Origin of the sequence: Streptococcus mitis (assembly GCF_002096925.1) — a bacterium.
Classification (GTDB): domain Bacteria; phylum Bacillota; class Bacilli; order Lactobacillales; family Streptococcaceae; genus Streptococcus; species Streptococcus mitis_AF.
Window position 1 is genome coordinate 24,477 of record NZ_NCVN01000016.1, and the last position, 13,095, is coordinate 37,571.

6 protein-coding genes and 3 pseudogenes are annotated in these 13,095 nt (G+C 36.2%); 3 read left to right on the top strand and 6 right to left on the bottom strand.

Annotated features, from left to right (window positions below; genetic code table 11):
- The 3 genes and pseudogenes from B7692_RS04370 to B7692_RS04375 form a co-directional block, all read left to right on the top strand.
- Window positions 1-909, top strand: a complete 909-nt coding sequence (locus tag B7692_RS04370) for a ribonuclease D (RefSeq protein WP_084930017.1) — start codon at window positions 1-3, stop codon at window positions 907-909.
- Window positions 910-1,162: 253 nt separating this feature from the next.
- Window positions 1,163-1,498, top strand: a pseudogene (locus B7692_RS11495) (hypothetical protein); the annotation flags it as partial.
- Window positions 1,475-2,227, top strand: a pseudogene (locus tag B7692_RS04375) (HEPN domain-containing protein); the annotation flags it as partial. The pseudogenes B7692_RS11495 and B7692_RS04375, both read left to right, overlap by 24 nt.
- A 348-nt stretch (window positions 2,228-2,575) precedes the next feature.
- On the opposite strand, the gene B7692_RS04380 reads toward B7692_RS04375, so the two are convergent.
- The 6 genes and pseudogenes from B7692_RS04380 to B7692_RS04410 form a co-directional block, all read right to left on the bottom strand.
- Window positions 2,576-3,724: an ATP-binding protein gene (locus B7692_RS04380; protein WP_239822373.1), complete on the bottom strand. Its 1,149-nt coding sequence runs from the start codon at window positions 3,722-3,724 to the stop codon at window positions 2,576-2,578.
- A 568-nt stretch (window positions 3,725-4,292) separates the two neighbouring features.
- Window positions 4,293-5,051, bottom strand: a pseudogene (locus tag B7692_RS04385) (tyrosine-type recombinase/integrase); the annotation flags it as partial.
- A gap of 199 nt (window positions 5,052-5,250) precedes the next feature.
- Window positions 5,251-11,076 carry an alpha-L-fucosidase gene (locus tag B7692_RS04390; protein WP_084930019.1) on the bottom strand — a complete coding sequence of 1,942 codons (5,826 nt, stop codon included), beginning with the start codon at window positions 11,074-11,076 and terminating at the stop codon, window positions 5,251-5,253.
- A 341-nt stretch (window positions 11,077-11,417) separates the two neighbouring features.
- A complete protein-coding gene (locus B7692_RS04395) occupies window positions 11,418-11,894 on the bottom strand; it encodes a glutathione peroxidase (RefSeq protein WP_084930020.1) in 477 nt (158 codons plus the stop codon).
- Entirely contained in the window at window positions 11,891-12,469 is a 579-nt protein-coding gene (locus B7692_RS04400) for a DUF3278 domain-containing protein (protein WP_084930021.1), read from the bottom strand. Before B7692_RS04400 ends, B7692_RS04395 begins: the two co-directional genes overlap by 4 nt.
- Window positions 12,470-12,675: 206 nt before the next feature.
- Window positions 12,676-13,095 (bottom strand): IS3 family transposase (locus tag B7692_RS04410; protein WP_142360021.1); only part of this gene is annotated, 420 nt, incomplete at its 5' end.

Consider the following 13,095-nt stretch of genomic DNA (forward strand, 5'->3'; position numbering starts at 1 on the left):
ATGGATTATGTTGCAAGAATACACTTAAAAAGAAATGATAACATTAGGCAAGAGTTGATTGACTTCTGTTTAAATAATTCTGAACAGTATCTTGCACTTGGTTGGAGTCGCTTAAGTAGCGATATTAGTGAAGATGACTTTAATGAATACTATAGACGAATAAAAAAAGAAAGAGGTAGAGCGAATCCGGCAATAAATGTTTTTAAGGATTCTAAGATAGATGACTTATTCTGGACACGAGATTTAAATGGAAATTATTGGATATGTAAAGCGAAATCTTCTGCTAAAGTAGTCTGTGATACTAATTTAGATATTGGTTCAATCATATCTGTTGATGCATTTAATGTTGGAATGCAAGTTCCTGGACAGATTAAATCTTCCTTTAATAGGCCACGTGGTAGTACGATTGAAAGGATTTGGGATAAGAGTATAATAGAATACTCAAAATTGTTGTTTAATATATCTTCGAAAAATAATTATTTTGAGATAACTCCATTTAGAGGAGGACTTCTTAATAATCTGCCTGAATTTGATTTAGAAGAACTCGTTATCTCATATCTTCAAATTAAGGAAAATTATTATGTACTTTCTAATTCAATTGCAAAGAAGTCTACAACCATAAAAATTGAATGTGAGATGATCTCAAGAGACATCAATAATCCAAGAAAAGCAGTAGTTCAAGTAAAAGGGAAGAAGGCAAATGAACTTGATGCTTTAGAATTTGAACAATATGTAGATGATGGTTATCTAGTATATTTATATGCTCCGAGAGTAATAAATTTAGACAAGATAGAAAATTTATTTAGGATAGGGGACAACGATTTACTAGATTTCTATGAAAAGTATAAGTTAATCCTACCAGCATCTATCACTCAGTGGGAAGATTTGTTTACTAGTGAGAGTGATTAAGAAGTAGAGATACTAACTTTGATCGCTGAATTTCTTCTATTTTTTTAATCTCTATCTTTTTTTCGTAGACAGTTATAAAGTCGATCAGAATAAACCTTATAAGTGTATAAGTTAATTCTTACAGACCTGAACTATTCCCCCATTTAAAAAATATTGATTCATATTTTATGAAATTAATCAGTAGATATCGTTCTGAAAAGGCTTGTTATTACGCTGTTTTTAGTCCAACTGAAACCTATACTTTTCAAACCAGGAGTTGTTGTATGATATAGTATACAATAGAAAGGCTGAAAATAGCTTGACTAGTGTATTTGATAAATCAATTCACTTAGTAACAAGGAATAAAAATTTTCCCACAGAAAAGAGAAATCTTAATTTTATATTTACCGATGAGAAGATTTGGAATGATTTTTGGAATTTATACTATGAGAAAACACCCTACATTCTATTGTATTTGGTAGAAGTAGCTACTGCTATATTTGAAAAATATTTGGATATTGACATAGAAATAGCAGAACTCAATCGATATATTAGAAGTTTAAAGATAATTTTAGCTGTATCTGGAGAAGAAAATATTGAGATTTTATCAAATATACCATTGTCTTTTACTAATATTGAATTTCTTGTTCTTTATAAAATGATAGATGGTAAGCGTATGCCACTTATAAAAGGCAAATTCTTTGTTCAGCATTCTAGAAAATCCCAAAAATGGAAATCGTATTCTCAGCAAGATATTTCTTTGAGGACATTAGAAGATAATTTTGAACATATTTTAAATCATTGGTTTGATAAATCTGAGGAACTTGAATTTATAGTGAGACAATTTTCAAAAAATCTTCATGGTGATTTATATTTGGAAGATCAGTTGGTTGATGCTATTAGGAATTTGGAAGTTTACTCTAGAAATTTTAAGAATTTTAAAAATCCGAAATGTTTATCTGATGTTGAAGAAAAAGCTAGACAATCTTTGTTTGACTTTATAAACACACATCTTTTAGAAGAGGTAAGAAGAAAATTTAGAAATAAATTGAAATTTAATCAAAAAGAGCCTAATCTTGCCGAATGTTTAAAAAATTTATTCGATTCAATTGATGAGCTTAATCTGTCTAAAATTTTTTCGAATAGTGAGAGAGAATTACTAATAATAAAATTAATTCAAACACGAAATTACTATACTCATGGTGATTCGAAAGATAACTATCCAGAAATGATAACAGATATCAGGGAGATGTATGAAACAAAATTGCTTCTTCAAGAAGTGCTGAGATATTATATTTATCAAGAATTGGATATGAAATATAAATATAAAAAATTCTAAACCTCAAGCCATTAGCTCAATGATTTAGGATGTTTTCATGGAAATTGGAACAATTGACACAGTTGTTGAGACTTTAGTCGCTTATAAATGTGGCTGCAACCTGACAAGGTCAGTTGTCTCAAAACGTTAATCAATATGAGTATATTAATGTTTACAGACATTCAATAATTTTCTCTTGGATGTCTTTTTTGTATAGAAATCAAGAGTTTCCATCATTGATTTTTAGTCTAGTATTAGTTTCTACTGAATAAGCTTTTTCGGCCATAACAAAACACTCCTGTTCATAGTTTCACCAGATTTTGACAGGAGTGTTTTTCTTGTGTCTCAATTTATAGGTTCAGTACTTATCTATTTTTCTAGTAACCAATCTATGATATTTTTCTTCTCAATACCATTGTAATTTGCTGTTGGCTGCATCGTATCCATTGTTAATAGATATTTGGGGAATTGATCTTTAATGGCTTCTAGTGGTCTAAGTTCTCTTTCTAGTGTTTCTGGAGCAAGTGTTGTTTCACTGACCTGATAATAAGCGTAGTGGCCAAGATCAGTTACAACAACAAAATCAACCTCATATTTATCTAAATTACCAACATATACCTGTGAATATCTACGTCTCAATTCCAAATAGACAATATTTTCCAAGATATGCCCAATATCTTCTTTGTGGTCTGGTAATAAGAGATGTCGTAAACCTAAATCAACGGGATAATATTTTTCTAAGCGTTGCAATAATGCTCGACCTTTTACATCAAAACGTGGAACGGAATAAAAAAGTAAACTGTCTGTCAAAGTCGTCAAATAATTTTCCAAAGTATTATGGGATATTGAAACATTTTGGCTGACCAGGGTATTGCGAATCTTATTTGTTGATATTAAGCTACCTGTACTACTGAGAAGGGTTCGGACAATGCGCTCAATAATAGTAGGATTTGGATTTCCCAATCTAGTGACAATATCATTTAACAGTATGGAGTTATATATTCCTCTGAGATAGTCAATTTTTTCAGCGTAAGATGATGTTTGCAATAAGTAAGGGAAAGCACTAAAGAGATAATTGTTAAAAATTTCTGTTGTATTCAGATTCTCTGAGAGAGATTGGCCTGATAGGTATTCTTCAAATGACAAAGGAAGAACCTCTATCTCAACATACCGACCAGTCAAGTTTGTTGCTAATTGGCTACTCATAAAGTAGGCGTTTGATCCAGTCAAATAGAGGTCAACATTTGGCAAGATGAATAGACTATCTGCTACTAGTTCAAATTTTTCAACATGTTGAATTTCATCTAAAAAGATATAGTATGTTTTCTCCTCAACTAACCGCTCTTTTATATAAGCAAATAATGTTTGAAAATGTCGCAGGTCATAATAACTCAGATCCTCAAAATTGATGGATATGATTTGATCCTCGTCTACCCCAGTTGTTAGTAATTCCTCTTTATAGAGTTGAAAGAGAACAGATTTACCAGCTCGTCTAACTCCGCTCACAACTTTGATGATTTGGCGGTCACGATGTCTTTTTTAAAAGTCTAAATAATGTGGTCTTTTAATATAGTTCATAATAGTTACCTCAAAGATAGTATAATACAAACGTAAATTATTTTCAAATATTTATAAATAATATTTAATTTATTTGATTATTTCTAAGTGTTTAGAAATAATATCTGGCACTGTTTAAATATCTTCAGGATAGAAAAAGAAATTGTCCAGGCACGAAGAAACTGTACATCAACTTTGTGATACAGTAGTTCGTATTTCTCGATTACATAAGCTCAGAAAACTAAAAATTGATAACCCTTTGATAACCTATCGATTTTTAAAAGGATTATATATGTAAAAATTGAAGATTTATCTCTCAAAATTACTTGACTTTAGTGATAATTTACCATAAATATCATGATGTAGAAAAAACCAGGTCTTAAGAAAGCTCGTAAAGCATCACAATTTAGTAAACGTTAATCAATACGATTATATCAATGTTTACAGACATTCAAGAATTTTCTCTTGGATGTCTTTTTTTGTCTAAAAATCAAGAGTTCACCCCTAAATTCACCCTAAATTCACCCCATCATTTTTTTAGACTACGAAATGCAATATCTCCAACAGTCTGATTTACAGTATCTTTTGTGTTGACATAAGTCTTAGTTACTTCTTTATCACTGTGAGTTAAAGCTTCTGAAATAGCTTCGAGAGAAAGTCCTGCTTGTTTAGCAAGTGTGGCTCCTGTATGTCGCAGTTTATGAGGTGTAGCATGTGTCAGCTCTTTATGTCGCTTTCTAATACTTTTCATTTTATTGTTCAGATAGTCAGCATGTAAAGGCTTGTTGATGTTTCCTTTTGTGTCGATATATGTAAAAACAAATTGTTCTGGATTACTGATGATGCCAAACTTTGCTAGTTCATATCTTTGTTGTTCTTTCCAAGAGGTAAGAAGCTGAAGTAAGTCATTAGAAATAGAGAAAATAGTTTTCTTGTTTCCTTTAGTAAGTTTTACTTGTCCATATCTATCTAAAGCTTGAATTAGCTGAATCTGTGATTTTGAAAAATCGATATGTTTCCATTGAAGAGCATATGTTTCGGATTTTCTATCGCCTAAGAAAAAAGTGAGATAAAATAGGACATAATCTTTAAGGGTTATTTTATCATTATCTAAATCTTCTTGAAATGCTGAGAACCATTCTTGGAGTTGTTCATGAGTTAGATATAAATCTTACTATCTCTTTGACTCTGCAAGTTGAATCTTTTTAGTGGCCTTTATTCTTCTTAACATTTTTGCAACTTTATTAGCTTCTATATACTCAAGTTCTTCTGCCTAGTCAAAGATAGAATGAATTGCACCCCAAAAGCTAGATTTTTTCTGTCTAACTTTTTGGGGTCAGTTCAATAATCATTCTGTTTTATATATACTAAGACATCCATATAAATTCATGGATGTTTTTTGATTTATATATAGAAAAAGAGAAGACCGGCTGGTCTTCTCTTTGGGGGAACTAGAATCATTGAAAAGAATTAAGTAAAGATTTTAATTAGTCTTTGAAATTCTTTTGGAAGATGAGTAGAGACAATACTGAAGTAATAGCAGCCAAGAATAAGAAGGCATTTGCTTCTTGCTCTCCAGTTTCTGGGAGTTGTTTTTCCTTGTCTTGTTTAACTGTAGTAGCAACAGGTGCTTTTTCATCTTTTCTTGGTGAATCTTCTGTTACAACTGCAGGAGCTGGTTTTTCAGTTTCTCTAGGTAGAACATACTCAGGGAGAGTCACAACTGGTGGCGTCTCTGTTCCTACAGAACTTTGTTTAGTTCCAACCTCAATTACTCTATCTAGAGCTGGAGTTGATTCAGTTTGAACTACCTTACGATTGCTACCATCTACTTCGACATACTCAATTAGCAGACCGTCTTTCCCTTCTGCTAGAACTTGTTCTTTCCCTTTGTCTAATTGTGGATTTTCGCGACGGATAGTCTTGAATGGTACTGCCTTCTTAACAATATCCAAACTTGGGAGTTGGAAGACAAGCTCTTTAACCCCTTCTTCAGGACTTGAAGAAGTAATTGGTTTTTCAGGCTGTTTCGGTTCAACTGGTTGTTCTGGTTGACTAGGTTGCAATTGCTTGATTTGTTCAAGAGCGTTATTGAGGGCTTTATTGACGTCTTCTTGAGTCTTCGCTTCTTGGATAGCTGCGATTGCTTTATCAGTAATTTCAACTAATTTCTTCTTAGCATTGTTGTTAGTACCAAGTTCAGTCACTTTTTTCTCAATAGCTTCAGTTAAGCTAGCCATAGCCTTATCATAATTGATTTCAGGCTGTTCAGGTTGTTTCGGTCCAACCGGTTGTTCTGGTTGACTAGGTTGCAATTGCTTGATTTGTTCAAGAGCGTTGTTGAGGGCTTTGTTGACGTCTTCTTGAGTCTTAGCATTTTGGATAGCTGCGATTGCTTTATCAGTAATTTCGACTAATTTCTTCTTAGCCTCGTTGTTAGTACCAAGTTCAGCCACTTTTTTCTCGATAGCTTCAGTCAAGCTAGCCATAGCCTTATCGTAATTGATTTCAGGCTGTTCAGGCTGTTTTGGTTCAACTGGTTGTTCTGGGCTTGTTTCGTCTCCAGGTTTTTGGTAATTTTCATCTTTGCTAAGAATATCTTGCAAAGTAGTGACTGTTGACATCACATCTTGTACATTTACCGTATCAGAACTTAATTGTGCAGTGAGTTTATCAAGATTAGACTTGAACGCTTGGCGTGCAGTTGCAGTATCTTTCAATCCAGCAGGATTAAAGTTAGATAAATCTTCTTTCCATTTAGAGATAGATTGAAGGATTTCTGCTTTGCTGTATAGCTCGCTGCCTTCGCCTTTTGTAATGAATTGATCCACTTGCATACCGATATTTTTGGTCAAATCATTATTGTCAGGGTCTAGTTGGAGAGTTACTGCGTGCAAGTTTTCATCAAGTCCTTTTAGGCTGACTAGAGTCTGGTCACCTTGACGATTAGTGGCATGACCGCTAAAGTATTTCTTGCCATCAATAGTGGATGCATTTCCCATTCCATCTTGATAGGTGACTTCCTTACCGTCAAGGAATACTTTATAGACACCATGACCTGGGTCAACAAATCCTTTGATTTCTAATCCTGTTCCATAGAAATAAGCAGTCACAGTTGTCTTCTTCTTCTGATCCTCTGTCAGATTTCTAAATGATACCCATGATTCAGTGTTTTGGTATTTGCCAGAAGAGTTGGTTTCGTGTCTCCAGCCAGGACTATAATCTAATTGGCTAGCCTGGTCGTCATAATTTGTCTGATCTTTCTTCAATAGATCAGCTTTCATTACTCGAATAGTTGCGTCGGTAGCAAAACCGAGTAGGGCACCATCAGACGCAGAAGTGAGTTTGGCTTTGAAGTCAAAGATTGAGTCAGCTTGTTCGGTGAAGTCGATAGTTGGAATAGTAACAGTTTTCTCTGTTTCACCATCTGCAAAGGTCACATCTTGAGTTGTATCTTGGTAAACCTTACCGTGAACACCTGTTCCAGGTTCCGTAATGAAGCGAACGGTAGCAGCTCCCTTGCTTCCACCAACACGCTTAATTGTAACAGTAACAGGTTTTCCTTTTTCGACATCGTAAGAAGTTGCTTCAAGCTCAAACATACCCTTGCTGTTATTGTTCAGAGTGTAGATTCCTTCTGTAGCAATTGGTTCACCTGTTTTGTTAACGAGAGTAATAGTGTGTTCTCCAGGTGCTAAATCACCAGTTTCGTAAACTTTTTGGCTACGTTTACGGCTACTGTTCTTGGTTTGTACATCTGCAACTTTTTGACCATCCACGTATACAGACATTTCACCATGGTTTGGATCTACTGTTGATACGACGTAAGCCTTGGTTCCTGTGAAACTATAGGTGACTTTGGCGTCTTTCTTGTTGGTCCACATAGAAGTACCGCGAATACCTTCTGACTCGTTGTACCAAGTTGTACCTTCTTTGTCAGCTGTTGTATTTGAGTGGTATTCTAGTCCAAGAGGATATCCATCATTCTTTTCGATAGTGCTTGGAGTTTTATAGACTGAGAAGTTGGTTAGGATTGGTGTAGCTTGTGAGCCAGTAATCGTAACTCGGATTTTTTGTGCTTCTACAGGTTGACCTTGGATCAAACGACGATAGCCTACGGTTGAACCTTCACCATATGGAACCCAGCGTCCGTTGATTTCGACTTCAATCTTGAATCCAGAAATACGTTGTCCTTTGGCAATATCTTCCTTGAGTTCTACGACGTCAAAACGTCTCTTTTGTCCTAAATCAACTGTGAAGCTACCAGTCGTAGCATCATTTGAAAGAGCCCAGCTAGTATCGTCTTTACCGTCTGTAAGGTGGCTTTCTTTGTAGAGATGGTTCTGACGAGTAGAACTTGCCGTAACAGTTGCTCCTTTGGCAAAATCAGTGGCATACATTTGATCTAGAGTCGCTTTGAACTCTTTCAAGCGAGCCACGTCAGCATCGGCGAATTTACCTTCTTTGTTTGGTGGAATGTTGAGAAGAAGTGGCGTTCCACGACCAACAGACTTGAAGTAGATATCCATCAATTCTTTGAGGGATTTTGGCTGCTGGTTATCGTGGTAGAACCAGCCAGAACGGATAGAAACGTCTGCTTCCCCTACAGAGTACATATCTCCGTCAGGGTCACCGTGGTTAAGGTATTCGTTCTTAACGTTTTCGGTGATATTTGCTTTCTTGACCTTGTGCCAAACAGGGTCTCCGGCGATACCACGCTCATTTCCAATCCAACGGATACTTGTTGGTTCGGCAGAGAAGATAGCGATATCTCCTTCAGCTTCCTTGATGTATTTGAACCACTCATCAAAAGTATAGGTTACTTTTTGGGCACCACTACCGCGTGCTCCATCCATCCAGACTTCGATAAATTTACCCTTATTACCGTATTTTGGATTACCAAGGATTTCTTTCAGCTGGTTGAGGTAGTATTCGTTGTATTCTTTTTGAGTAGCTACCTTATATTTAGGGCTATTAACATCCCATGGTGATAGGTAAACACCCATGTTCATATCGTATTTAGTAGCAGATTTAGAGATTTCTTCTAGAAGGTCGCCCTTTCCATCTTTCCATGGGCTCGCAGCTACGGTATGATTTGTATATTTAGATGGGTAAATAACGAAACCATCGTGGTGTTTGACAACCATAATAGTGCGTTTAAAACCAGTTTCTTTTAGAGTACGGATCCATTGATCTGTATCTAAGTTAGTTGGATTGAAGTTTTTAGGATCCTCATTTCCATGTCCCCATTCAGAATTAGTATAAGTATTCATACCATAGTGGATGAAGGCTGCTAATTCTTCCTTGTGATAATCAAGTTGAGCCTTGCTTGGAAGGGGGCCGTGATTTCCGATTTCTGTTTCTTTATCTTCTGGATGAGCAGTAGGTAAAACATTTGAAGTCGGACTAGAGCTATCAGAGATTTTTTCGTATTCAAAGATGACATCATTCACACCTTTGTGCTGGATGCTGGCTTCTAAGCGTGGAGTGAGCGCACGGTAGCCTGCGATTTCTTTTGCTTCAAAAGTGTTTACAAAAGAAACATCGTATTCTTTTCCGTCATTATTATCAGTAACAACATCTGCTAATTCTTGCTCTGAGCCTTTCAAACGATAATGAATGGCAAATGAACCTTTATTCACTTTATAAACCACCTTGATGACCCGTGTTCCTGGAGCTGTTTTGCTGACGACGTTGTAGGTCCACTCATCTTTGAGTTGCTTGTTGATTTCGACGCCATCAATAGAGACAATCTGGTATTTTTCTTGATTTTTTGTATAGAAGTCAGTCTTAGCGATTTCTTTTTTGAAGTCATAATCAAAAGCTGTTCCGACTTCAGTTTTTTCAACAAAAGTATCATCAGTTTTGATTGGATTACCAGTTTCATCTACGTGTTGAATCACTACACGTCCGTAATCGATTCCTTTAATGAGTGTTGCAACACCGTTTTCATCGAAAGAATATTGATTTTCGCCAATAACAGCAGTTTTATTTCTGAACATTTCTCCTTCAGGAGTAAAGTAATATCGTTTCCCGTTATCACCTTGGTACCAACCTTTGACACCATATTTTGCAATAATATCTTTTACCCATTTGACTTGTTCAGGTGAGAGAACGATTCCCCCACCGAAACGGTCTTTGTCGGGGATGCCGTTTTCAATTGTGCCGTGTTGGTGAACACCGACTACTTTACCATCACCGTTGATAATACCAGCACCTGAAAGGCCTGAAACAGAAGTCATATGATAGGTGATGCCTTTTGAACCTTTATCATCATACTTATCAACAGATTTCACGACACCATCAGCCTTGTAAAGTTGACCAGCTACAATTGGTTTTTTGAGCTCAGGTGAGCTTGAATCAGTTGGATATCCAATCGTGCTAACAGGGTCCCCCGGTTTATAGGTTTTATTTTCAGCTAAAGGCACAAAGGTGGCAGCTTTATTTGGACTAGCGATTTGAAGAGGAACAGGTGCTACAACAGCAGCCAAGTCATTTTGATATCCTTTTCCAAATTCTTTCTTGTTCCAAAAATGAATATCTTCTTCTTTGAAAAGAGTAGTATTACCTGTTACGGGTTGAGAATTGCGAACAGCAGAATTGGAACCGAGGTTATAGTAAAACTTAGCAGAATCTCCACCTCGAATATGTCCTTCTTTTGTATCACGGTCTGATTCTAAAAAGTTGTGAGCGACAGTTAAGATGACATTTGGTGCCACAAAAATACCAGAACCAGACACGATATAGCGTTGGGAACCACCATTGTAAATAGTGTAAATCATACTAGCAGCAGTAGCAGGTTGTCCTTCATAAGGGACGTGCTTCAAATCTAGACCACCGTTGATGATCGCACGATTACCATTTTCAGCTTCTTTTGGAAGTTCTTCCTTGTTTTTTAGAATGCTTTCTGTCTCAACTTTAGGGCTATCCTTCTTGTCTACGATTGCTGAAGTATCTATGTTTTTCACGGGCGTATCAGGATAAGCTTGATCGTGGATTTCTTCAGGAAGCAAGTCAGTAGTTTTAGTTTCTGCTACAGTCTTCTCTTCTACTGGTTTAACAGTTTTTTCTGATTTCTCTGACTCTTGAGGTTTAGAAATTACAGGACTTTCATTTTTGACTTCTGGTTTGGATTTTTCAGCTTCGGCCAATTTTTCTACATTTGGTTGAGAGTTTGTAGTTTCAATTTTTGCTTCGTCAGCTAGTGCTGTACCAGATGCAAAAAAAGCGAGCCCAACCATAACCGAAGCAACACCAACGGTTAATTTTCTGATGCTAAAAGTTTGCCCTTTTTCAAAAAGGTATCGATTCATAATGTACTCCTAGTTTGAATAAAGACAGTCAGCTACTGTCTGAGCCCAAGTATGACTTGGAAACGATTTTTCTTTAGCGTTAGTTAATCTTTGTGTAATAGTTTGAGTCTAATCTCCCTCCTGTTTAAGCGCTTTCATTTTAAGATAAAAAAATTAAAATTGCCATCTTAATCTTTAAAATGACCTAATAAACCTTAATATAACAAATATACTAAATTATTCTGAGAAATGCAATAGAGAAAAGCAAGAAAATCCATCTAATTTAAAGAATTTCGTTTACTTTTTAAAGAAAATCCATCCTTCTATTTTAGGGAGCATAGAAGGATGGATTTAAATGAAGTCTAGAGTAGATTACGTATGGCCTCTTCAATTTGTTTGGGGTCTGTTTTTGAAGAGAAACGCTCAAAGACCTGCCCATCACGACCGATGAGAAATTTAGCGAAATTCCATTCAATTCGTTTTCCTAGTGGGCCAGATTTCTGGTCTTTCAACCAAACATAGAGAGGATCTGCTTCCTTACCGTTGACCTTGATCTTGGCAAAACGTGGGAAGGTGGTTTGATAATGTAGGCTACAGAAGGTGTTGATTTCCTCTGCGCTGCCTGGTGCTTGTCCCATAAACTGATTACAAGGGAAGTCTAAAATCTCAAAACCTTGTTCTTGATAGCGATCATAGAGTTCTTGAAGTCCTTGGTACTGGGGCGTTAAACCACATCCAGTAGCAGTGTTGACCACCAAGAGAATCTTACCACGATAGGCATCTAGTGGAGTTTCTTGCTTGTCTTGGTTCAAGACTGAAAAATCGTATAGTGCAGTCATTGCTTGCTTTTCTCCTTCTGTTTGGTATTTTTAGGAATTTTCTCCTCCTGTAGTGATAGAAATCCGTAGGTCAGGGTTCCAAAAATGCTGCCGATAATCAGGCCGTACATTAGGAAAGGAACACTTTTGTCGAATTGCATGAGCAACTTCACAAAATCTGAAAGGGACATCTGCTGAACGAAGACTTTATGAAAGATGAGTAAGGTAAAGAGGCCAATCTGAAGACCGATAAACACAATCCAACTTCGGAATTTGATTTGGGCTTTGCTGTAGGTTTTGAGGATGATTTCTGACTTGTCATCTTTTTCCAGATGGAGTTCTTTGACGGCTCTTTGAGTTTTTAAGGTAATGAAAAAAATGAGTCCAGTGTAAACGTAGGGCATGGCATAGCGAACCACCTCTATGAAGCGTCCAAATAACAGATAAAACAAGAAGAGGAAGAAGGAAGAGTAAACGATTTGGACCATGGAACGGGCGCAAGCCTTGTAGATAATTTCTTGCCGGCATTCATCAAAAGGGCCTTGGATATGAAAGAGATTTCGAAGTAGGCGAGTGGTGAAGTCTTCTTTTTTCATGCTGATAACCTCCTAAATGAGCGGTTTTTGATTGACTTCTTTAACGAGTTGATAGAAAGTATAGAAGTAAATCAAGCTAAAAATGATACAGGTTGTTAGAAATACTAGGTATCTCCAATCTGCAGGACTCCTTAAAAGTTGTGGGAAGGATACGAGAATAAAACAGAGAGATACGTGTACTGACCCCCAAAATTTAGACAATTAATTTATCCGAAGGATTTAGTTCTGTATTGCACAGGGCTAAGTCCTTTTAGTTTTACCTTAATTCGTTTATTATTGTAGTAATCAATATAGTCTACAATGGCTTGTTCCAATTGCTTAAGCGACTGAAATGACTTCTCGTAACCGTAAAACATTTCCGATTTCAGAATCCCAAAGAAGGACTCCATCATACCGTTGTCTGGGCTGTTACCCTTACGTGACATGGATGCTTGAATTCCCTTACTCTCTAGGAACCGATGATAAGAATCGTGTTGGTATTGCCAACCTTGGTCACTATGGAGAATCGTATTCTCGTAGTGTTTCTCTGTGAAGGCTTGTTCCAACATTGTTTTTACTTGTTCTAAATTAGGAGAACAAGAAAGATTAAAAGCAATAATTTCGCTATTAAAGCCATCTAAAACAGG